This window comes from Thiovibrio sp. JS02 (assembly GCF_053485635.1).
Window position 1 is genome coordinate 3,049,412 of the sequence record NZ_CM130715.1, and the last position, 22,946, is coordinate 3,072,357.

Sequence of the window (22,946 nt, forward strand, 5' to 3'; positions counted from 1 at the left end):
TTACGTCATCATGCTTCCCTATCCCGATATCGATCCTGTCATCTTCCAGCTCGGCCCCCTGCAGGTCCGCTGGTACGGCCTCATGTATGTCCTGGGCTTTCTCGCCTCCTACACCCTGGTGAGGCATCAGATCAGGAAATACGCCCTCGCGCCCCTGGCCAGCCATTTTGAAAATCTCAATCTGGTCCTCATCATCAGCCTGGTGCTGGGCGCGCGCCTGGGCTACGTGCTCTTTTACAACTTCAGCTACTATCTGGAGAATCCCCAGGATATCCTGGCCACCTGGCAGGGGGGAATGTCCTTCCACGGGGCGCTGGTCGGCCTGCTGCTCGGCGGCTTTCTCTTCTGCCGGATAACCGGGCTGCCGTTCTGGCAGAGCGCCGATGTCTATATCGTCACCACCCCCATCGGCCTTGGCTTCGGACGCCTCGGCAACTTCATCAATGGCGAGCTTTTCGGCCGGATCAGCGATCTTCCCTGGGCCATGGTTTTCCCCCAGGGCGGGCCGCTGCCCCGCCATCCCTCCCAGCTCTACGAAGCCTTTCTGGAAGGGGTGGTGCTCTTCGCCCTGCTCTGGACCCTCAAAAACCGCTACTGGCGGCAGGGTTGGCCGGCAGGCTCCCTGCTCGCCCTGTTCCTGATCCTCTATGGGCTCTTCCGCTCGCTGGTCGAACTGTTCCGCGAACCCGACGCCCAGATCGGCTTTCTCTTCGGAAGCGTCACCATGGGCCAATTGCTGAGCAGCCTGATGATCGGGGCAGGGCTCCTGATCCTTGTCGCCAGACGAAAACCCATCCTGCGGCCATGATCTCTTGACGCGACAACGCCTCATGTTTACACTACGGAATCAGTCTTGTTGCCCCATTGTCTTCCGCCCTTTCCGTTAACCCCAGCCAAGGGATCATGATGAGCACCAGTTGCACACCTCCGGCTGCCTTCCGCAGCCCGGCCCCCAGGCGCAAAGTCGAGCAAATACAGACAAGGCTTTGCGGATTCTTTCTCCTTCTTCTCACTCTTGCGCTGATAACCATGACTTTCACACAACTCGCCCACGCTTTAGAGATCGCTCCCCATCTGCACAAAACCAAGCTCGACAACGGCCTGACCGTGATGGTCAAGGAGACCCCGGGCACCAAGGTGGCCACCGTCCAGATCTGGGTCAAGGCCGGCTCCATTTACGAGGAGAAGCACGAGGCCGGGATCACCCACCTCATCGAACACATGATCTTCAAGGGCACCCCGACCCACGGTCCCGGCGAGGTTGCCGGCGCCATCGAGGCGATGGGCGGCCGAATCAATGCCTACACCTCCTACGAATACACGGTCTACCATGCAACCCTCTCCTCCCGGCACTGGGCAGAGGCCATGGAGGTGCTCTCCGATGCCGTCCTCCACTCGGTTTTCGATGCCGAGGAGCTTGAACGGGAAAAAATCGTGGTCCTGGAAGAGATCCGCATGCGCAAGGACCGGGCCAATATCAATCTCTACGAGGAGATGATGGCCCACGCCTACACCACCCATCCATACCGCCTGCCCATCAGCGGCACGGATGCGAGTGTTTCCGCCATCAGCCGCGACGACATCCTGGCCTACCTGAAAAAGCATTACCACCCGGACAACTTCACCGTGGTGGTGGTCGGCGATGTCCGGGTGCAGCAGGTGATGGCCAAGGTGAACGAACTGCTGGCAGGGCTTGCGCGCAGCGACTACCAGCAGCCGGCCATTCCCAGGGAGCCGGCCCAGCAGCAGACCCGCCTCTTCGCGCTCACCGACGACATCAACCAGACCCACCTGGCCTTGGCCTTTCCCGGCTCCGCCTTCAAGAACCCGGACACCGCGGCCCTGGACGTGATGACCCATATCCTGGCCCATGGCGAAACCTCCCGCCTTTACAGCCAGCTGCGCAATAAAAAGGGCCTGGTCTACCGCATCGACGGCTCGGCCTTTACCCCCAAGGACCCGGGCCTGCTGGAGTTCACCGCCACCCTGGAGCCGGACAAGGTGCTGCCCGCTCTGCAGGAGGCGCTCGGCGAAATATTCCGGATGAAGTACAGCAAGGTCAGCGATGAAGAACTTGACCGCGCGAAACGAAACCTGGAAAGCGACTTTGTCTTCAACCTGGAACGGGCCGAGGGCCAGGCCCGGGTTCTGGGTTCCTTCGAATTTCTGACCGGCGACCCGCGCGAAGACAAGTATCTGGAAGCGGTGCGGGCCGTGAGCAAGGAGGATATCCTGCGCGTCGCCTCATTCTACCTCAAAGACACCCACCTCACCGTGGGCACCATGGCCCCCGCCGGCACCGACTTCGGCCTTGACCAGGCTAAACTTGCCGCCCTGGTCGCCCAGGCCGAAAAAGACGCGAAACAGAAAATTCCCTCCTCCCAGGTGAGCGACTCCTATCTGCCCAATGTCCACAGTTTTCAGCTGAAAAACGGCATCCGCCTCCTGGTGCGGGAAGAGCATGGGGTGCCCACCGTCTCCATCCGGGCCGTGTTCCCGGGCGGTCTGCGCAGTGAAAAGGAAACAAACAACGGCGCCTTCGCCTTTATCAGCGAACTGCTGCCCAAGGGCACGGAGAAGCTCAACGCCCAGGCCCTGGCCCGGGAAGTCGCCAACATGGCCGGCTCCCTGGGCGGTTTCAACGGCAAGAACACTTTCGGGGTGAAGGGCGACTTTTTGTCCCGCTTCACCAGCGAAGGCCTCACCCTGGTGCGGGATGTCATCATCACCCCGGCCTTTTCCAGGGAGGAGGCGGAAAAAATCAGGCCCGAGATTCTCTCCCAGCTGAAGAATCAGGAGGATGCCCTGCCCGCCCTGGCCTTCCGGGAGTTCAACAAAAACCTTTTCCAGGGACATCCCTACGGCTTAAACTCCATCGGCAACGAGACGGCCATCCGCAGCTTCAGCGCCAGCGAACTCAAACGTATCTACGAAGAGCATGCCCGGCCGGAGTCCTTGGTCCTGGCCGTGGCCGGCGATGTCGATGCCGGGATGGTCCGGGAAACGGCGGAAGCGCTCTTCGGCTCCTGGCGGAAAAAACCGGCCAAGGAAGCCTTTGCCGAGGAGAGCGCCCTGCCTCCGGACGTGCCTGCCGCCCCGATCATCGTCAACATCCCCCGGGACAAGCAGCAGGTGCATATCATCATCGGTTTTGTCGGCACCACCCTGAGCGGCACGGACCGCTATGGGCTGGAGGTTCTCGATACGGCGCTCTCCGGCCAGAGCGGCCGCCTGTTCACCGAGCTGCGGGACAAGCAGAGCCTGGCCTACAGCCTCTCCTCCTTCTCCCTTCTCGGCCTTGACACCGGCTCCTTCGGCATTTATATCGGCACCAGCCCGGACAAGAAGGAGGAGGCCATCAAGGCGATCTGGCAGCAGCTCTACCGGGTGCAGAATGAGGAAATCAGCCCAGAGGAGCTTGCCAAGGCAAAAAACATCCTGATCAGCAACTATGAGCTTGGCCTGCAAACCCACAGCTCACAGGCCATGGAGATGGCCCTCAACGAGACTTACAGCCTGGGCCAGGACTTCGGCAACCGTTACGTGCAAGCCATCGAAGCGGTGGATGCCCGGACCGTTCTCGCCATGGCGAGAAAGTATATCCAGCCGCACAACTACGTGCTGGTGACCGTCGGGGCCGCCGCTCCCCTTGCCCAGGCCCCTGAGCCCGCGGCAGTACCGGAAAACCAGGAACAACCCGCGCAGGCAGCGGCAAAGGAGCCAGAGGCGGCCCCTGCCGCGACAAGCGACTCAACAGCCACAACAGACAAGACCGGTGAATAAGATGCAGCATACCATGATCGCCCCTTCCATCCTTTCCGCGGATTTCGCCAGGCTCGGCGAGGAAATCAACGCCGTGGCCAAGGCCGGCGCCGATGTTATCCATATTGACGTCATGGATGGCCATTTTGTCCCCAATATCACCATCGGCCCCCTGGTGGTGGACGCGGTGCGCAAGATCACGGATCTGCCCCTTGATGTGCATCTGATGATCGAAAACGCCGATCGCTATGTCGAGGATTTCGCCAAGGCGGGGGCGGACTGGATCACCGTGCATGTGGAAACCGGCTATCACCTGCACCGCACCATCCATAAGATCAAGGAACTGGGCAAAAAAGCCGGCGCGGTGCTCAACCCGGCAACCCCGCTTGCGAGCCTGGAATATATCCTGCAGGATCTCGATCTGGTCATGCTGATGACCGTCAACCCGGGATTCGGCGGCCAATCCTTTATTCAGGAATCCCTGGCCAAGATCAGGGCGCTGAAGGCCATGATCGACGAACGCGGCCTTGCGGCGGGAATCGAGGTGGACGGCGGGGTGAGCCCCAAGACCATCGGGGCCATTGCCGAGGCCGGAGCCAACATCTTCGTGGCCGGCTCCGCCGTCTTCGGCAAGCCGGATTACACCAAGGCCATTGCCGACCTCAAGGCCGCCCGCGGCTGAGGAAATCTCCCCCTACTGACGTTTGCCGTCCGCCTGTTCCAGCCTGAGCCTTTCCAGATCCGGCCGCGTAAAAAAGTATGAGGTGTTGCAGTAATGGCAGGACACCTCCAGGGGAAACGGCCCCTTGCTCAAGAGCTCGGCCAGATCCGCCGGCGGCAGGGTAAGCAGCAGGGCGCTGATGGCCTCCCCGTTGCAGGGACAGTGAAAACTGACCTCCCCCCTGGCGAGCACCTCCGGCCGAAAGTCGGCAAACCGTTCGCCCAGCACCCCCCCAAGCTCTCCGCCTTGCGCCAGATAGCGCCCCAGGGAAGGAAAATCCTTGAGCCGCGCCGTCAGCCCTTTCATGAGGGCAGGTTCGGCGTTGGGCATGGCCTGCAGGAAAAGACCGCCTGCCCCGGCCACCTCCCCGGCCTGGTTGAACTGGATGCTCAGCGCGGTGGCGGTGGGAATCTGCTCCGAGGTGAGGTAATAATTGCTGAGATCCTGGGCAAGATTGCCGTACTCCAGCATGATTTTCCCGGTAAAAGGCCGCCTGGCGTCCTCCAGGTAGCGGGAAACAGAGAGAAACCCTGCCCCGAAAAAGGGGGCGAGATCAAAGGAGGTCGGCTCACTTTCCACCGGGATGGGTACGGCCTGCAGATAGCCGCGTACCTCGCCGGCGCCGTTCACCTCGACCAGAAGCCCCTTGATCGGCCCGGAACACTCGACCTGGAGACGGAGACGCTCCTTTTTGCTCTTCAGGGTGGTGGAGAGCAGGGCCGCGCCCAGATAGGCATGGCCGAGAACCAGGGTTTCCAGAATGCCCAGGCCATGGTTCAGGCGCATTTCGTTGACCAGGCGGGTGCCGCGCACCACCACGCCGCGCACCGCCTGGTCGGCGAGAAAAAAGCGGAGCAAGGCATCCGGATTCTCTCCGACCAGCTTTTCCGGAAGGATTTTCTTCTGCATAAGGCACCGCCAGGCAATGGTTTTCCGCTCGCGCGCTTTTCTTGACGGTAATGCCTCGGAAGCGGCGGGCGGTCAAGGAGAAAAAAAGCTGGTTTCGTAAAAAGAAACAAGGCCGCCGGCGTCACGCCGGCGGCCTTGTTTGTCCTGCCGCGAATCGAGATAAGACCTTCTAGCGCAATGCCCCTCCCGACCCGGAAAACGAATCTCCATTGTCAAAGCCCCAGAGCGCCGATTTCCGCCGGGAAACCGTGGCAATCTCCAGATCCTTGCCCGAACGCTGGCCGCTTTGATCGATGGCCGTCACCCGGATCACGATCTTGGGCATGTCGGGCCGATAAAAGGTGGAGGGAACCACAAAGGAGATGGAGGAGGCCTCGTCGTTGAGCGCCTCCATCTGCACCGGCACCCCGGAAACCTGCTCCCAGCTGAAGACCAGGGTTTCCGGGGAATCATCCCTGGTCGCCCCGGCGTCAAGCACCACGCTGTCCCCGACGCTGTACGCCTTGGCAAGGGGCCTGAGCCGCAACTCCGGCGGAAAATCTCCCAGGGCCACCTTGAGGACCAGTTCGCGCACCTTGGAGCGGATGCCTGCCTGGTTGAAGCGGTAGCGGATAACCTCCCTGCCGGCAAAATGCCTGTCCGGCACATAGCGGTGCCGGCTCTGATCGAGGCGGCTTAAAGTCCCCCGCAGCTCCTTGCCGACGATTTCCACGGACACCTTGGAGGTAAAGGGGCCCCTGTTGGCCCGGGCCCAGGCTTTTTTCCAATCGATGACAAGCGGCTCGGTGCTCAGGATATTGAGCTGGATGTTCTTTGCCTCGACCGTGGGCCGCCTGGGCCCGATCTCTTTGGGTTTTTCCGCCACCATCTGCTCCGGCGGCTTTTCCGGACCCACGATGGAAACCTTGGCGGGGTTGCTGGTGTGCCGGCCGTCCGAAACGCGGAACTCAAAGCTGTCTTCGCCGGGAAAATCCTTGTTCGGCAGATAGGTGAGATGCGGCACATCGCCGGAGAGCCGACCATATTTGGGCATGGTGACGATTTCAAACTGCAGGGGATCCTTGTCCTCATCCACGGCGGTCAGTTCGATGGGCACCGCCTCGCCGGTCTGGGCCATGCGCAGCTGGGAATCGACCACCATGGGTGGCACGTTGGGAGCCGGTTCCGGCACCGGTTGACCAACCGGCCGGCCGGCAAGCTGTTGATCCTGCAAGGAAAGCGGAACCGCCGGCTCCTGTTTTTTTTCCCGCAGGAAAAAATATCCCCCGCCGGCGACAAAAAGAACGAGACAGAGCGCGGTAATGATCATTATTTTTTTGTTCATATCGACTGGCAGCGCAAAGGGCATTCCCTTCTTGCCGGCCCCTCCTGACACATCCTGGGTGATGTCTGCCGTGGCTTCAGTAAGAAAATCGGGCAAATCCTTGCCGGCTGCCTTGCTGGGGGAAAAAATATCCTCTCCGCCCAACTCCTGCTGTTTTGCCGTGCCAACCGTGCTTTCGTCCGGGATATCGGGCAGGTCGCCGAAATCAAACTCATCGTCGTCAAAGCCGGAATCATCGGGCAGACCGAAGGTTCCCTCCTCCTCTTCCGCCGAACCGGCCGCCTCGGTGCTGACCACATCGGAAAAATTGACCGTTTCAGCCCCGCCGGACTCCTCGCCGAGATCCGAAAAGAGCTGATCGACATCGTCCTGGCTGGGCGCGGCTCCCCCGGCATCGGAGGCCGGTGGAGCCGCTTTGCCGCCGTCATCGGTGGAGGCGGCGAAAAGATCGTCGATGTCCGACTGGTCCAGATCGATATCCGCGGGCGCTGCCGCAGGGGTGCCGGTGGCTGCCCCGCCGGAGAGAAGAGAATCGATGTCGGATTGATCCAGTTCGGCCAACCCTTCCTCTGCGCCGCCGGCTGCGGCGGGTGCGGCCGCTGCAGGTGCGGCCGCGGCAGGTTTCGGGGCGGCTTCCTTGCCGCCAGCGGAAAACAGGGCGTCGATGTCGGATTGGTCCAGATCGCCCGCCCCACCGGCCGGGGCTTCCGCCCCTCCCCCGAGGAGGGCGTCGATGTCCGACTGGTCCAGATCGCCCAGGGGCTCTTCTGCCTGGGATCCGGACTTGTCTTCTTCCAGATCATCCAGCCAGTCGTCTATATCGAGGCCGTTTTTTTCTTCTGCCATAGTTTCACCCGATGTTCAACGCTTCCCGCACCCCCCTCAGGGAATGATGACATAGCTGTGCAGGGCCCGATAAATAGGTTCGCTCATTTCCACGCTGACCACATAGGCCCGCCGCTCGCCCCGGGTGTTGACGGCCGTGATATGGACCCGCAGGTAGCCGTCCACCTCCTGCAGCAGCCCGGATACCCGCTGCTCATGCTCTCCCTTCGTCGCCGGCCGCCACACGGCGAGGGAGCCGTTGCTCACTTCCGCGGCCATTTGATCGGCAAGGGTCGCCCCCAGCATGGAGATTCTCTGCTTACGCGTAAATTCGTCGAGCACGACAAAGGGTTCGATGGTCACCGGCGAAACATCAAAAAAATCCTGCAGCTGGGCCATGGCGTCATGGCCGATCATGGCCACCAGACTGGTGAGGGAAGAATAATTTCGCAGAGAAATGGATTCCGCTGCCTCTTCCGCCGGCTGCGCCTTCTCTTCGGCGGGCTTTTCCGTGGCCCAGGCCGGCGAAAAGGCCGGGCCGCCGACAAGGATCAGGAACAGCGCCGCGCACCGCACGAAACTTCCGTCTATTTTCATTGCTGTCTTCATCTCGATCATCCTCCCTCAGCGGCCCATGCCCTTGACGGCAATCTTGTAGGGGGATTCCGTCGCCTGGAAGAGCCCGAGGAGTTCCCGGTTCAACGGCATGCCATAGCGCCAGGTCGCCTTCACCAACCCGTCTTTGAGGCGGATTAAACGCCCCTGCACGATAAGCGTTTTCCGGGTATTGGTAAAAGTTGAAACCACCACGTAATCGAGTTCGGGGGCGTTATTGGCCAACTCGCCGATGTTTCTGGAGAGGATGAATTCGCCGGTCTGGGGCAGAATATTGATTTCCTTGCCCATGCGCAGTTCGGTGACCCTGAGGCCGCGGTCCGCCATATCGGTGAGCAGGTACTCCCCCAAGACCCGGCCGAACTCGGTTTCCCGCTTGAGATCGGAAAGGGGTACCGCGTTGACCACGGCCACCTTGGCCGTGAAATTATTTTCGCCTTCCTCCTTCAGCTCATAATAGACCTTGCCGGCGACCTCCTTGGATATCTCGGAAAGCAGGATCTCCGTGCCCAGGGATTGGGAGGTGTCGGGCATGTACTGATAGACATTATACTTGGTCGGCACCCTTCTCACTTCGCCGAGCCTTGCTTCGCCCTTTTTTTCCGCAGCGGGGGCGGCAGGAGGGGCGGCCCCGCTCTCCTTCCGGTTCACCTGCACCACATTCACCTCCAGAGTCGGGGTATTGGCGCTTGCCGTGTCCGCAACCTCTTCCGCCGCCGCGCTCCTTTCCATGGCCTTGCCTTCGGCCGAGTACCGCGCCTGCCCTTCCGCCGGCGACGCCGCCTTCTGCGTCGCGCTCTTTGTCGCGCAGGAGACGGTGCCGACCAGCACCAGTCCCAGGCAACAGATGGTCATCTGCAAACCCTTTTTCATACACTCCTCCCTGAACCCTTTTACGCTTTCTATATAAAGATCCGTCTTTATCGTGGTGAAGACAAGTTTATTCTATCACAACTCCAGCCGTTTCAAATACATGGGCTCGGCGGTTTTCGTTTTCGCGGTGGCGCTGTCCGCCAGCAGTTGTTCAGCCAGTTGATTCCTGGGGATGATGGCCGTTGCCGCGGCCAGAAGCCTGGCGCTGCGGTTGTCGATGATCCTGGCGTTGATGATGACGCTGTCCTTGGACTGGACATAGGTCCCGGTGAGCATGGCGCCGGCGGCAACGCTATCGCCCAGCTCGTCAGGATCGCGGGAAAGCCCGTACTCTCCGCGTTTTTCCTGGACCATGACCGCCCGGCTCTTGCGAAGCTCAAGAACCGTGTAGCGGCGCTGCTGCATTTCGCTCATCAGCTGCTCCGCCACATATCGGCCCAGGGAGGAGGTGCGGTACATTTTCTTGAGATCCACGAAGGTGCAGACAAAAATGCCGTCGGCCAGATCCCCGTTCTCGGGGTCCGGATCTGCCAGGTTGCGAAACAAGGTATCTGCCATTATCTTGAGTTCGCCATGCAGGGCAGCCGCCTCCTGCACCTGCCCCGCCCTGGCCGGATCGGGGGAAGGGGAGGCGTCGCCTTGCCGGCGCGCCACCTGTTGCTGTTCCGGCGCAAAGGGCCAAAAGGCCTCGGCTTCCGCCGGCAAGAGGAGAAGGGCCGGAAAAAGGGAGGGGGAGAGGGCAAAAAGGCACACCGCCAGCCTGGGCCAGAATCGTCGAGGGGGAAATTGCATATGTCTCCTTTCTCCTTTATGATGTGCGCATTCACTTCGCTGCCGAAAAACCGCGTTCCCGCAACGCGCACCGGCCACGGCAGGAAGATGCCATGCCGGTTTGTCCTTATGATCGGACCGACGGCAAATTCTCTTTAATAAAAAATGTGTTTTAAATTGAGAGGATAGCCGCTTCGCCATGGGCGGTTTTCCGCAACGCGCGACCAGGATGGCAAAAAACAACTACCTGTGGTGTGAGCAAGACGGCAAATCTCTACCTGTTGCGGCTGATCCTCAGACGTGCCAGGCGGAAAAATTTTATCGCCCTGCCAGTTGCCAGGATGAAGAAATGAACAGCAAGGAAGACTTTTTAGCGGAAGAAGCCATCATTGTCAGAAATTCCGGGGAAATCCCGGAAATCGCCTTTCATGGCTCCATCTATTATCTGAGCGAAGACCCGGACGGGCCGCAACTCGAGTTGAACGAGCATGATTTCGCCCTGTTGCGCTCTCAGGCGGTTGCGCGTTATTGCGAGATCATCCTCCGGGATCTGACCCCTGAAAACCGCGACAAATCGATCTATCGAGGCATCAGGCGCTCCATCTGCAACTGGGAACGGCTCGGCAAATTCTGCCAACGCCAGGACATCGCGCTGGAAAAGCGTCTCCGCCAGGAATTCGGCAAAGCCCTCGGCAGCTTTCTCCGCCAGGAGGAGGCAGAGGTGCGCGAAGGTCTGCGGGCCTCCTGCCTCAACTGCACCGAGGCGGAACTGCGGCGGTTTGCCCTGGATCTGGGCCTGACTCCCGCGGAGTTGCCCGGGGGGCTCGCCTGCCTCTGCCAGCAGAAAGAAGCGCCGGCACCTGTTATTTTTTCACCGCGCCCTGACGCGTCTTCTTAAAATAGGCCACCCAGCACTGCCAGGGCAAGGTCTCCATGGTGCAGGCCTTGGGGCACTGGACCTTTTCCGCCGCCATGGGGCACTTCCCGCACTTCATCGTACAGATGTATTTGGCCGCCTTTTCCAAGGCGGCATCGCCTGCGCATATCGACTTTTTTTCCGCCATAATCCCCCCTTTGCCGGAAAACAGAGGTCCGGCCGCTGAAAACAGGATGGTAACCGGAAATTGTTAGGGAATCATGAGAACAGGAATAATTATCGATAACGCATCAGAAGGAGCGGATCTTGGCAAGCAGGGCGGTGGTGGAATGGTTTTCCACCAGGGGAATGGAGAGGACCCGGCCCCCGGCCGCCAGCACCTCCGCCGCGCCGACGATCTTTTCCACCGGCCAGTCGCCGCCCTTCACCAGCACATCGGGCATCAGGGTGGTGATGAGCCTCTGCGGCGTATCCTCGTCAAAAACAACCACGTGATCAACGCAACCCAGGGCGGCCAGCAGCCGGGCCCGGCTCAGCTCGCGGTTCACCGGCCGGTCTTGCCCCTTGCCCAGCCGCCGCACCGAAGCATCGCTGTTCACGCCGACGATCAGGCAGTCTCCCTCCTTCCGGGCCGCCTCCAGATAGGTGACATGCCCCTCGTGCAGGATATCGAAACAGCCGTTGGTGAAAACGACCTTGCGGCCGACCGTCCGGTAACGACCCACCAGACCGGCAAGTTCCTCCAGCGCCAGGATCTTGTCCTGGTCGTTGAAGCGGTAAGGCGCGGGCCCCACCGTATTGAAGCGCTGCCGCGCCGCCGCCATGGCGGCGGGCGCGATGGCGAGAAACGCGGCTTCCGTCCCGCTGCCCCCTTCGGCGAGCAGGGAGCCGTCCGGCCCGATCAGCAGCGAATGGCCGCCGAACTCGGTGCCCCCGGTAACCCCGCAACGGTTGCAGGCCGCGACAAAGAGCTGATTTTCGATGGCCCGGGCGACAAGGAGGCTGCGCCAATGCTCCCGCCGGGCCGCCGGCCACTGCCCGCTCACCACCAGCAGCCCGGCCCCCTGCCCGGCCTGGGCCCGGGCCAGTTCCGGAAACCGCAGATCATAGCAGACCAGGGCGCCGACAATGCCGAGATCCGTGACAACGGCCTGGGGATTGTCGCCCGCGCTGAAATACCGATCTTCCGCCATGGGGGCGAAGAGCTGCTGCTTGCGGAAACGGCCGACAACGCCCTTGGGTCCCACGAGAAAAAGGGTATTGTAGATGGTGGAATCAACCTCGGTGAGCAGTTCTTCGGGAAGCGAGCCGGCCAGATGGATTTGGTAGCGGCCGCACAGCTCCTGGAGAGCGGCAAGCACCTCCGTGCTCGCCAGGGCATGCTGCTGAAGCCCCGCATAGGCAAAGCCGCAGCTGAACAGCTCGGGCAGGACGATCAGCCCCGGCCCTTTTGGCGCCAGCTTGGCCAGGCCGTCACGGATGGCGGCCAGATTGGCTTCCGGCTCCCCCAGCTTGACATCGAACTGAAGAAAGCCCAGCGAACAGGGGGTAAGCAGGTTTGTCAGCGAATTTTCCATTGCTCCAAATTACCCGCCATGGCGCTTTTGTCAATGCCGAGTTCTTCCCCCTGCCGTCGGCTGCCAGGGTCCGCAGCCCCCCTGCCCCTTCCCAGCCGCCGCAGGCTGCCCGGCAGGCGGCAAAGCGGGCTTGGTCGCAAACCCTATCAGTCCATCCCCGGCGTTTCAACCATCGGCCGGCCAAATCGGGAGCCCCGTCGGGACCAGCTGCCTCACCCACCGGCCAGGGCCCGGTGCACCGCGGCGGCAAGCTGGCGGATGTCGAATGGCTTCATGAGAAATTCCCGCACCCCGAGCGACTTGGCCTTTGCCTCATCGATGACCGAGCTGTAGCCGGTGCAGAGGATGATGGGGAGATCGGCCCTGACCTTCCGCAACTCGGTGACCAGAACCGTGCCCGGCAACACGGGCATGGTCTGGTCGGTGATGACCAGGTCGAATTCCGCGCTCCGCTCTCTGAAAAGGACGAGGAGTTCGACGCTGCTCGTGGTGGCGGTGACGGTGTAGCCCAGGGATTCGAGCATCTCCTTCTCCATGACCACCACCGCCTCCTCGTCATCCACCAGCAGCACACGGCCGCGCCCGGAAACCGGCGGGCTGGTGTCCGGGGCAACGACGGAGGCGCGACTCTCCACGATGGGGAAAAAGACATGAAAAGAGCACCCCCGGCCGGGGGTGCTCTCCACCGTGATTTTCCCGTCATGGCTCTGGACAATGCCGTGCACCACCGAAAGCCCCAGGCCGGTGCCCTTGCCTTTTTCCTTGGTGGTATAAAAGGGCTCGAAAATCCGTTCCCGGATACTTGCCGGAATCCCCTTGCCGGTATCATGCACGGAGAGGCGCACCCAGGCCCGCGCGCCCTCCGCCCCGGTTTCCGGCGGCATCTTCCCTTCGTAATTGCAGAGTTCCACGGTGAGAATGCCGCCATTCTTTTCCATGGCATCGGCGGCATTGGCGCAGAGATTGAGCAGGATCTGGTGGATTTGGGTCGGGTCCGCCAGGATGGTGCCCAACCCCTCGCAGATATTCTGCCGGATCTCGATGGTGGTCGGCAGGGAGGCGCGCAGCAGCTTGAGCACCTCCTTCACCACCGGGCTGATCTCGATGGGCTTGCGAGACTGCTCCGCCTGCCGGCTGAAGGCAAGGATCTGCTTGACCAGATCCCTGGCCCGGACCCCGGCCTTGCCCACGGCCTGCAGATGTTCGAGCACCGGGCTGTCCTTCGGCAGCAGATGGGCGGCCAGATCGGTGTAGCCGAGGATGGCGGTGAGAATATTGTTAAAATCATGGGCGATGCCGCCGGCCAGGGTGCCGATGGCCTCCATCTTCTGGGACTGCCGCAATTGGGATTCCAGGAGCTGTTTTTCCGCCTCCGCCCGTTTCCGTTCGCCGATGTCGCGCACCACCCCGAAGATATGCGGTTTACCCTGATAGGCAAAAGGCGAGATGCGAATATCCACCTCAAAAAAGCTGCCATCCTTCCGGACATGACAACCCTCCAGGTAAAAGGGATTGCCCCGGTTGAGTTCCTTGAGCATGATGGGAAAAAACTTGCGGAAATCGGGGTGGACCACCTCCAGGGGATTCATGGTCAGAAGCTCTTCCCGACTGTAGCCGTGCTGCCGGCAGAGCGCCGAATTCACCTCGATCACCTGCCCGGCCAGGGACATGATGAAAAAACCATCCTGGGCCGCCTCGAAAATACTCCGATACTGCTCCTCGCTGGCACGCAGGGCATCCTCGGCTTTAACCCTGGCCGTGATGTCCCGGCCTGCGGGAACCAGATACGCCACCCGCCCGGCAGGGTCGAGGAGAGGCTTGATCGAGACATCGATGTAATGCAGCTCCCCGGCCTTATCGTAATGGGTGCTGATGAATTTGGCGGTTTGTCCCTTGGCGGCCAGCCCCAGGGCGTAGCGCAGCTGCCCCTGCACCTCTCCGGAATGGGTCCACCAGGGAGTTTCCCAGAAAGGCCTGCCCACCACCTCCTGCTCGGAGATGCCGGCAAAATCCAGGGCCTGCCGATTGGCCATGACCACGGTGCCCTCCGGGGTGAGAATCCCGGCAAGCTGAAAGGCCTGGTCAAAAATGGCCCGGAACTTCAGCTCGCTCTCGGCCAGGGCCTGCTGGGTCTTGACGGCATCGGTGATGTCCCGCCCCTCGGGGATGAGCAGGATCACCTCGCCTGCGCTGTTTTTGACCGGTTTGATGGAAAAATCGACATGATGGATGCCGCCGTCCGCGGCCGAATGGGTCGCCTGAAAACGGTAAAACCGCCCGGCGGCCGCCTCGGCAACGGCCTGTCGCAGCCGGGCCCGCATCTCGGGAGAATGCCTCCACCAGGGGGTTTCCCAGAAAGGGCGTCCCACGGCCTCCTCCCGCCTTACCCCGGCAAAATCCAGGGCGGTCTGGTTTGCTTCCAGGAGGATGCCTTCCGGGGAAAGGAGGCCGATGAACTGATAGGTCTGATCAAAAATGGCCCGGAAACGCTGCTCGCTCTCGGCCAAGTCCTGCTCCGCCTTCTTGCGGGCCGAGATATCGGTGGCGATCTCCAGCCGGACAAGACGGCCGTCCGCCCATTCGATGGCCTTGTCATGGATATAAAACCACTGCCCGGTCCTGGTGTTCCGGAACTCCCAGACATGGGTGCCGCAGGGCCTACCGGCCGCATTGAGCAGCTTGTCGTTGGTGCAGAATGGGCAAGGCCCTGTCTGGCCCGCCTGGAGGGATTGCCAGCAGATCTTGCCGGTGATGTCACCGAAGAGATTTTTTGCGTAGGTGTTCAGGAAGAGCAGTTCGTAGCTCCGCATGTCCGCCACGTAGACAATGGCATCCAGGCTGTCGAGGATGGCCAGCAGGCGCAGGTGGGCATCCCGCGCCTGCCGGTCGCCGGCCCGGCAGACGCGCAATTCTTCGGCAAGCCGCGCGGCCATTGCTTCCAGCTCTTCGTAGGAAGGTCGTTGTTCCACGCCATCTCCATTGGCGGTACATCCTTGTTCTCTGGCCGGAAAACGCCCCCACGCTCGACCGCATCTGGAAAAGATAACACCATTATATAGAACATATATAACGAACCGGGCCCGGAGGTGTAAACAGCTATCCTCTGCAAAAAAAAGTCCGGCGTCCGAGACGGAACAGGACGCATTGGTCCCCCGCCGGCATGATTGCCCGATCTTTTCCGCGCGGAAAGGATGCTTGACAAGCACCGCCTTCCTGCTATCTTTGTGGAAATTGTTACTCAGCAGGACCGCAACCCATTCTCCGGAGACAGAGGTCGATGAAAAAAAAGGTCACATTCCTGCCCGACAACCTCACCATCGAGGTGGAGGAGGGGGAAAATCTCCTTGCCGCCGCAGCCGCGGCCGGCCTCTATATCCATGCCGCCTGCGGCGGCGACGGTGTCTGCGGCAAGTGCAAGGTCAAGATCGAGCAGGGGGATGTTGCCGCCACCAAGGCCATGCAGCTGAAAGCCGATGAGCATGCCGCCGGCTTCCGCCTGGCGTGCCAGTCTTCGCTGAACCAGGACGTGGTGGTCTCGATCCCTGCCGCCACCAGCAAGGACGGCAAGGCCCTTGCCGCCAAGCCGAAAACCACCCGCGCCATCTCGGCCCGCTCGCTGGACCATCTGATCGGCTCCTGGCAGGTGGCGCCGCCGGTGGAGAAACGGTTCCTCAAGCTCGATCCCCCGACCCTGGAAGACAATGTGCCGGACCTGCAGCGCCTGATGCGGGCCATCAAAAAGAAATGCCACGATTGTGAAGAGCCGACCTACGACCACCCGGAGCTGCTCATGGAGCTGCCCTTTACCCTGCGCGAATCCGCCTGGGAGGTGACGGTCATCCTCCTGCGCGGCAAGCGCAGCGAGGAACCGGACCGTATCATCGCCCTGGAACCGGGCGACACCACGGGCAATCTCTACGGCCTTGCCGTGGATATCGGCACCACCACGGTCTGCGGAGTGCTGATCAACCTGAACAACGGCGAGGTGATCGCCGAGGCCTCCTCCTACAACGATCAGATCAGTTGCGGGGAAGACGTCATTTCCCGCATCATCTATTCCCAGCGGCCCGGCGGCCTCAGAACCCTGCAGGAGAAGGTGGTCCGCACCATCAATTCGGTGATCGACGCCGTGTGCAAGAAGGTGATCATCAACCCCAGCGACATCAGCTACATCATGGCCGCCGGCAACACCATCATGAGCCACATGCTCCTGGGCTTGAACCCAAAATATCTGCGCGAAGCGCCCTATGTGCCGGTTTGCAGCCATTTCCCGCTGACCCGCGCGGCATCCCTGGGCATCCATGCCCACCCCTCGGTGCGTCTCTTCCTCTACCCATCGGTGGCGAGCTACGTGGGCGGCGATATCATTTCCGGCGTGCATGCCTGTCAGATGTACAAAAGCCCAGCCCTCACCCTCTTCATCGACATCGGCACCAACGGCGAAATAGTGGTGGGCAACGAGGAATGGATGGTCTGCGCCGCCTGTTCGGCCGGGCCCGCCTTTGAGGGCGGCGGCATCAAGCACGGCATGCGGGCCAACTCCGGGGCCATTGAAAATTTCAGCATCCATCCGCAGACCCTGGAGCCGATGATCATCACCATCGACCGCATCAAACCCTGCGGCATCTGCGGCTCGGGCCTGATCTCCATCGTCTCCGAACTGCTGGAGGCCGGGGTCATCGATCAGCAGGGCAAATTCGACCGCGCCCTCAGCCATCCCCGCATCCGGGAAGGGGCGGACGGTTACGAGTATGTGCTGGCCTGGGGTAAGGACGCGCTCATGGGCGAGGATATCGCCATCACCGAGGTGGATCTCGACAACCTGATCCGGGCCAAAGGCGCCATGTACGCCGGCTACCTCACCCTCCTCGAATCGGTGGGCATGACCTTTGCTGATCTGGACCGGGTGATCATGGCGGGGAACTTCGGCGCCTACATCGATCTGGAGCGGGCCATCTGCATCGGCCTGCTGCCGGACATCCCCCGGGAGAAGTTTTATTATCTGGGCAACGGCTCCATGCTCGGCTGCCAGATCAGCCTCACCGACCATGTCCGCTTCCGGGAACGCATGGTGGTCAGTTCGCTGATCACCAACCTGGAGCTCTCCGAGAGCCCGCAGTTCATGAACCACTACATGGCCTCGCTCTTCCTGCCCCATACCGACATGAGCCTTTTTCCGACGGTGAAGGAAAAGCTGCCGCGCAAGTAGTCCGGCTCTTCAGGGCCGAGGGGGACCATGGAAATCCAACCCGATCTTTCGCTCTGCCTGCTCCTTCGCCCTGGACATGGCGCCGGGTTGTCCGGCTTTCTGGAGTCGCTCTATACCCATGCCGATCCGGTGAGCTTCGAGGTCATCGTGGTCGCCAATGCGGGGGACGGCCAGGGGCTTAGCGAACTCGAACGGGAATTTCCCGACATCACCATCCTGGAAAACCCTGATCCGGACCCGGCGCCCAAGGCGATCAACCATGCCCTCCGCCTGGCCCGTGGCCGCTATCTCTCCCTCTGGGACGATGCCCTGCGCTTCCGTGCGGGCAGCCTCCTGACCCTGCTCACTTTTCTGGAAGAAACCCCGGAAGCCGGGATCGTTGCCCCGAGAATCGTGGCGGCCAACGGTCTGGTCGTGCCTTCGGTCCGCACCGCGCCTGGGCTTGCCACCCTCTGCCTGCTGCACACCCCGCTGCGGCACGTCCTGCCGCCAGGCCGGCATCTTGCGCGGCACGTGTTAAGCGAACAGGACCATCTGCAAAGTTTCGAGGCGGAGTGGCTCCTGGCCTCCGCCCTTGTTCTTCGCCGGGAGGCGCTGGAGGAGATCGGTCTTCTGGACGAGGGCTTTGCCGGTTTCTATGCCGATGCCGACTATTGCCTGCGGGCCAGGCGCGCCGGCTGGCGCCTTTACTATCTGGCCGGCGCCGTGGTCAGCTCGACGCGGCAATCCCTTGCCCCCTGGCCGGAAGCCGGCGTCGACCCGGCCAGAATCCTGGGCGACTGCACCCGCTTTCTCCTGAAAAAATGGCTGCGGCCGGCCCGGTTGCCCGGGGCGTAAGAGCGAAAAAAGGCCCGTATTCCCCTTGCGGAACACAGGCCCATCTTCAGGAGTCTGCCTGCTTCAGAGCTACACGCGCTCAAACTCATCATCAAGATGATCGTTCCCGCTTTTTTGGTGTCCACCCATGCCAAGCTGCAGCACAGTGCCTTTTTTCGGTTCCTTCCACCCCCTGCCGGGTCTTTTCCCTTCCGTTTTCCCGGCATGCCCCTTCTTGACCGCCTGCCGGCCCTCCTGCACTTCAATGAGGGATGCGATCAGGCTCTGCAGCTCCTCGGACTGGGCGGACAGCTCCTCGGCGGTGGCTGCCATCTCTTCGGAAACGGAAGAGTTCTGCTGAACCACGGTATCGAGCTGCTGCATGCCCTGGTTGATCTGTTCGGTGCCGGCATTCTGCTCGACACTGGCGGCGCTGATCTCCTGCACCAGGGTGGCGGTTTTCTGGATATCCGGCAAAATCTTGGCCAGCATCTCCCCGGCCTTGTCCGCCACGTCAACGCTGGAGCGGGAAAGTTCGCTGATTTCCGCGGCGGCGTTCTGGCTGCGCTCGGCAAGCTTGCGCACCTCGGAGGCCACCACGGCAAAGCCCTTGCCGTGCTCGCCGGCCCTGGCCGCCTCGATGGCGGCATTCAAGGCCAGCAGGTTGGTCTGGCGGGCGATTTCCTCGATGATGGAAATCTTGGCGGCAATATGCCGCATGGCCTCAACGGTGGATTTCACCGCCTGCCCGGACTCCTGGGCATCCCTGGCCGTGCTCATGGCGATGCGTTCGGTCTGCTGGGCGTTTTCCGTGTTCTGCTTGATGGTGGCGCTCATCTCCTCCACCGAGGCGGAAGATTCCTCCACCGCCGCGGCCTGCTCGCTGGCGCCCTGGGAAACCTCTTCCGCCGTGGAGCTGAGTTGCAGGCTTGCCGCCGCCACATTGTCGGCAATGGTCCGGACATTGCCGAGGGCCAGAGCGATGCTCTTGTTGACCATCAACCCCAGGGCGAGGCCGGCGAGGACGGCCACGGCGGTGCAGACGAGAATAAGGTTCAAGCCCGCCTTCTGGTCATGCTCCGCCCGCTGGGCCGCTGCGGCCGTGAAGCGCTCCACCTCCTCCATGAGGGCCTTGATGGCCTGGTCCACCTCCTCGGTTTCAAGCTCTACCTTTTTGCCGAGCGCATCCGCCTCATGGATTTTCCCGGCCGCCAGCAGCGCGAAAATTTCAACATAGTGCTCCTCGACCTGCTCATGTTCCTTCTCAATCCCCTTGAGCTTGCCAAGCACCATCTCAAACTCCCGCCGGTCTTCATCGGTCTCGGCCGCCCGCATCCCTTCCTCGGCCAGCTTTTCCGCCTTGTCGACAACCTCGCCCACGGCGTCGCCATTTTTCCCGATCGCTTTCAAGGCTTCCTGCATCCCGGCGGCATCGCCATTTTCACCATGCCGGAAGCCACGCTCAAACCACTGCCCCATCTCCAACTGGTAGACGGCAATCTCTGAGAGATACTGGGAGAGCGGAATGTCGTCCTCCGCGATCCGCTGGAGTTCCTTGCCGATATTGGCCATCTTGCTGATCCCCACCCCGGCGACGAGAAGAAGCAGGGCGATGAGCACCGAAATGATCAGGCCGATGCGCGTCCCCACCTTCATTCGATGCAAAAACCCGAGAGAGCCTCCCTTGACAACCGCGACCGCAACCAGGGCAACAATGATCACCCCCGCACCAATGAGCCAGATATTCATCTTCATTCCTCCGAAATTTATGACAGACCCGGATCCGCACCACAAAAACAGGTTAGGCAGAAAGGGAAATCCTTGTCAACTGATTCCCGACCCGGCGGCAACCTGCCGCCGGGGTTGTGGAAAAATTGTTGACAACCTGTTGCTTCCCTGTTGACCAGTTGTTGATCGCGCGGCAAAGCATGGCGTAATCGCGACACATTTCTCCCCTTTTGTCTTTCCGACCAGGGATGTTGAAAACCTCGCCGGTTTCACGTGAAACAGCAGGCTTTCCATGCCTGCCGCATTGTCAGGACAATGCGTCTCGCGATCCCATTTTTCACTCCTGCCAGGCGCGAAACATTCCCGCATAAAAAATATCCAGCCACGCCGGCCAGGCTGAGTAATAATTCCACAGAGCGGCGAGGCTCCGCCCTTGCCGCGGTCGGCTGAAAAATTTTTTTCTTTGTTTTTACGCTCTTTTTTTAAGATGATAAAAAATCAGGCACACTTCGTGGATTATTCAATGCCGTTTGCGCCCGTTATGAACACCACAATGGAGGAACAACCATGAAGACAAAAAAGATTATGCTGGCAGCCCTTGCCCTTACCCTGCTTGGCGGCACCCCGGTCCTTGCCGCCACCGACTATTCCGCCATGACCAATGAGGAGCTGGCGGCGAAACGGGGCAGCATGAAAGAAGCCACGGTGGAAGAGCGCAACGCCTTCCAGAACGAATGGCAGAACCGGGTCCAGAAAATGAGCCCGGAGGAACGGCAAAAAGCCGTGGGACAGCCGGAGAATGCCCCGCGTGACGGCTCCGGCCAGAAAAACGGCAGGAAGCAAGGCATGGGCGGCTCCGGTGGCGGCATGGGCGGAATGGGCGGAATGGGCGGTGGCGGCCGCAGATAGGCGCGCCATATATTTTCCGGGGCCGGCCGCCACGGACGGCCCTTTTCTTTGCCCAACACACTAAGGAAGACGCCATGTCGCTTGTAGAAGCCAAACGACTTGAAAAAACATATGTGTCCGGAGAGGTCGCGGTACAGGCAATCCGTGGAGTCGATTTCACCATTGCGCCGGGCTCGTTCGTCTCCTTTGTCGGCCCCTCAGGCAGCGGCAAATCGACCCTGCTCAACATGATCGGTTGCCTGGATCCGCCCACGGCCGGCATGCTTTCCGTTGCCGGCACGGATGTCTCCACGCTTTCCCGCAAGGAGGGCGCCCGTTTCCGGGGAGAGCATATCGGTTTTGTTTTCCAGGACTTCAACCTGATCCCGGTCCTCACCGTGTATGAAAACATCGAGTATCCCCTGCTCATGGTGCAGAGCTGGCCGCAGGCGGAACGGAAAAAACGCATCGCCCAGGTGCTCGCCGCGGTGGGCATGGCGGACCAGGCGCACAAATACCCAGGCCAGATCTCCGGCGGCCAGAAACAGCGGGTTGCCGTGGCCAGGGCCCTGATCACCAACCCGAAGCTGGTGCTGGCCGACGAGCCCACCGCCAATCTGGACCGCGAAACAGCCAACAGGATCATTGCCCTGATGAAGGAAATGCGCGACGAATTCGGCACGACCTTCATCTTTTCCACCCATGACCCGAAGGTGGTGAAAAATGCCGAAACCATCTTCACCCTGGAAGACGGCGCGCTGAAACAGACCGACACCGGAGGAATCTATGCGTAACATCGTGAAAATCGCCGCCAAAAACCTCCTGCGCTACAAACGGAGAACCCTGCTGACCACGGCCCTGATCGCCCTCGGCGTGGTCTCGGTTCTTCTTTTCATCGCCGTGTCCGGCTCCTTCAAAAGCCTGATGATCGGCCAGATCACCGATTCGGTCATGGGCCATGTGCAGATTCACCGCAAGGGCTATGTGGCCTCCATCGACAGCCTGCCGCTCAATCGCAACCTCAACGCCAAGCAGATGGCAAAGGTCGAGGAGGTTCTCCGCGCCGAACCGGCGGTGGAATCCTTCACCCTCCGTCTCAAGCTGGGGGCCATGTTCAGCAACTTCACCGAAACGACCAACATCCGCCTCAACGCCGTGGTTCCGGAGGACGAATTCAGGGCCATGCCGCTGCTGGCTTCCCGCGTCTCGGAGAAAAAAGCGGGCGAGGAGCTGCTGGTTCCGGGCGGCGTCCTGATTCCGACGCTGCTGGCCAAGGGCATGCAGGTTACGGTGGGGGACACGGTGGTGCTGGTGGCCACCAACCGGGACGGTTCGGTCAACGGCAAGCCCTTTGCGGTGCACGGCGTTCTTGATGGCATTTCCGGGCCCGGCGGCCGGGATGGCACCATCCACCTCGACGATGCCAAGGAGCTGCTGCGGATCAGCGGGGTGGAAATCAGCGAGATCGCGGTGCGCCTCAAGGACATCGACGACCTGCCCGCCGTGACCGCGCGCCTCGAACAGCAGCTCGGAGGGCTCACCAACAAGGAGGGCATGCCGGTCTTCGAGGTGCACTCCTGGGAAAAACTCTCGCCCTTTTACAATATCGCCAGGATGATCGACCTGATGACCCTCTTCATCAAGGTCATGCTGGTGGCCATCGTTCTGGTCAGCATCATGAACGTGATGATCATGGCGGTCTACGAGCGGATCGGCGAAATCGGCACCATCGCGGCCATAGGGACCACGCCCGGCAAGATCCTGGCCCTGTTTCTTGCCGAGGGATTCCTGCTGGCCATTGTCGGCACGGCAACAGGCACGGTCATCAGCCTGCTGGCCATTGCCGCACTGAACAGCGCGGCAATCACCTTCAATTTCGGCATGCAGACCGGGCTGCTCCTGCAGCCGGCCATCTCGGTCGGCCAGATTGCGCCCATCCTGGCCATGGTCATCTTCATCTCCGTGCTGGCCAGTCTGCAGCCCGCCTGGAAAGCGGCGAAAATGGACCCCATTGCCGCGCTCAGGCATGTATAACCGCACAAACAAATAAC

Annotated in this window: 18 protein-coding genes; 9 read left to right on the top strand and 9 right to left on the bottom strand. The window is 61.2% G+C overall.

Annotated elements, in window-relative coordinates:
• Positions 1-10 precede the first annotated feature (10 nt).
• The 3 genes from lgt (at position 11) to rpe (ending at position 4,444) form a co-directional block, all read left to right on the top strand.
• On the top strand, positions 11-808 hold the full coding sequence (gene lgt / locus ACUUL3_RS13995) for a prolipoprotein diacylglyceryl transferase (protein WP_448552330.1): 798 nt from the start codon (positions 11-13) through the stop codon (positions 806-808).
• Between the two features lie 221 nt (positions 809-1,029).
• Positions 1,030-3,783: a M16 family metallopeptidase gene (locus ACUUL3_RS14000; RefSeq protein ID WP_448552332.1), complete on the top strand. Its 2,754-nt coding sequence runs from the start codon at positions 1,030-1,032 to the stop codon at positions 3,781-3,783.
• Between the two features lies 1 nt (position 3,784).
• Positions 3,785-4,444: a ribulose-phosphate 3-epimerase gene (gene rpe / locus ACUUL3_RS14005; RefSeq protein ID WP_448552334.1), complete on the top strand. Its 660-nt coding sequence runs from the start codon at positions 3,785-3,787 to the stop codon at positions 4,442-4,444.
• A 12-nt stretch (positions 4,445-4,456) separates the two neighbouring features.
• Here rpe and ACUUL3_RS14010 read toward each other — a convergent pair whose 3' ends face one another.
• The 5 genes from ACUUL3_RS14010 to ACUUL3_RS14030 form a co-directional block, all read right to left on the bottom strand.
• Complete coding sequence (locus ACUUL3_RS14010; protein WP_448552336.1) at positions 4,457-5,392, bottom strand: Hsp33 family molecular chaperone HslO; 936 nt, start codon at positions 5,390-5,392, stop codon at positions 4,457-4,459.
• 169 nt (positions 5,393-5,561) lie between these two features.
• Positions 5,562-7,562 (bottom strand): Ig-like domain-containing protein, encoded by a 2,001-nt coding sequence (locus tag ACUUL3_RS14015; protein ID WP_448552338.1) that lies wholly within the window; start codon positions 7,560-7,562, stop codon positions 5,562-5,564.
• Positions 7,563-7,598: 36 nt separating this feature from the next.
• Positions 7,599-8,150, bottom strand: a complete 552-nt coding sequence (locus ACUUL3_RS14020; protein WP_448552340.1) for a hypothetical protein — start codon at positions 8,148-8,150, stop codon at positions 7,599-7,601.
• Positions 8,151-8,165: 15 nt separating this feature from the next.
• A complete protein-coding gene (locus ACUUL3_RS14025) occupies positions 8,166-9,029 on the bottom strand; it encodes a FlgO family outer membrane protein (protein WP_448552342.1) in 864 nt (287 codons plus the stop codon).
• Between the two features lie 75 nt (positions 9,030-9,104).
• Positions 9,105-9,821 (bottom strand): FlgO family outer membrane protein, encoded by a 717-nt coding sequence (locus ACUUL3_RS14030; protein WP_448552344.1) that lies wholly within the window; start codon positions 9,819-9,821, stop codon positions 9,105-9,107.
• A 328-nt stretch (positions 9,822-10,149) separates the two neighbouring features.
• On the opposite strand from ACUUL3_RS14030, the gene ACUUL3_RS14035 reads away from it, so the two are divergent.
• Positions 10,150-10,698 (top strand): hypothetical protein, encoded by a 549-nt coding sequence (locus ACUUL3_RS14035; RefSeq protein WP_448552346.1) that lies wholly within the window; start codon positions 10,150-10,152, stop codon positions 10,696-10,698.
• On the opposite strand, the gene ACUUL3_RS14040 is transcribed toward ACUUL3_RS14035, so the two are convergent.
• From ACUUL3_RS14040 to ACUUL3_RS14050, 3 genes are all read right to left on the bottom strand, one after another.
• Positions 10,664-10,864, bottom strand: coding sequence for a hypothetical protein (locus ACUUL3_RS14040; RefSeq protein WP_448552348.1), 201 nt, complete (start codon positions 10,862-10,864; stop codon positions 10,664-10,666). The two genes, ACUUL3_RS14035 and ACUUL3_RS14040, sit on opposite strands and share 35 nt — an antisense overlap.
• A gap of 103 nt (positions 10,865-10,967) precedes the next feature.
• A complete protein-coding gene (gene rfaE2, locus ACUUL3_RS14045; protein ID WP_448552349.1) occupies positions 10,968-12,254 on the bottom strand; it encodes a D-glycero-beta-D-manno-heptose 1-phosphate adenylyltransferase in 1,287 nt (428 codons plus the stop codon).
• A 212-nt stretch (positions 12,255-12,466) separates the two neighbouring features.
• Positions 12,467-15,223, bottom strand: coding sequence for a PAS domain-containing hybrid sensor histidine kinase/response regulator (locus ACUUL3_RS14050; protein WP_448552351.1), 2,757 nt, complete (start codon positions 15,221-15,223; stop codon positions 12,467-12,469).
• Between the two features lie 308 nt (positions 15,224-15,531).
• On the opposite strand from ACUUL3_RS14050, the gene ACUUL3_RS14055 reads away from it, so the two are divergent.
• Positions 15,532-17,463, top strand: coding sequence for an ASKHA domain-containing protein (locus tag ACUUL3_RS14055; RefSeq protein ID WP_448552354.1), 1,932 nt, complete (start codon positions 15,532-15,534; stop codon positions 17,461-17,463).
• Positions 17,464-17,490: 27 nt separating this feature from the next.
• Positions 17,491-18,300 (top strand): glycosyltransferase, encoded by an 810-nt coding sequence (locus ACUUL3_RS14060; RefSeq protein WP_448552356.1) that lies wholly within the window; start codon positions 17,491-17,493, stop codon positions 18,298-18,300.
• 69 nt (positions 18,301-18,369) lie between these two features.
• Here ACUUL3_RS14060 and ACUUL3_RS14065 read toward each other — a convergent pair whose 3' ends face one another.
• Positions 18,370-20,028 carry a methyl-accepting chemotaxis protein gene (locus ACUUL3_RS14065; RefSeq protein WP_448552358.1) on the bottom strand — a complete coding sequence of 553 codons (1,659 nt, stop codon included), beginning with the start codon at positions 20,026-20,028 and terminating at the stop codon, positions 18,370-18,372.
• A 546-nt stretch (positions 20,029-20,574) separates the two neighbouring features.
• On the opposite strand from ACUUL3_RS14065, the gene ACUUL3_RS14070 reads away from it, so the two are divergent.
• The 3 genes from ACUUL3_RS14070 (at position 20,575) to ACUUL3_RS14080 (ending at position 22,929) form a co-directional block, all read left to right on the top strand.
• The gene (locus ACUUL3_RS14070; RefSeq protein ID WP_448552360.1) at positions 20,575-20,916 is read left to right on the top strand and encodes a DUF1104 domain-containing protein; all 342 of its coding nucleotides are present in this window, start codon (positions 20,575-20,577) and stop codon (positions 20,914-20,916) included.
• A 74-nt stretch (positions 20,917-20,990) separates the two neighbouring features.
• On the top strand, positions 20,991-21,689 hold the full coding sequence (locus ACUUL3_RS14075; RefSeq protein ID WP_448552362.1) for an ABC transporter ATP-binding protein: 699 nt from the start codon (positions 20,991-20,993) through the stop codon (positions 21,687-21,689).
• Complete coding sequence (locus tag ACUUL3_RS14080) at positions 21,682-22,929, top strand: ABC transporter permease (RefSeq protein ID WP_448552364.1); 1,248 nt, start codon at positions 21,682-21,684, stop codon at positions 22,927-22,929. Before ACUUL3_RS14075 ends, ACUUL3_RS14080 begins: the two co-directional genes overlap by 8 nt.
• Positions 22,930-22,946: the final 17 nt, after the last annotated feature.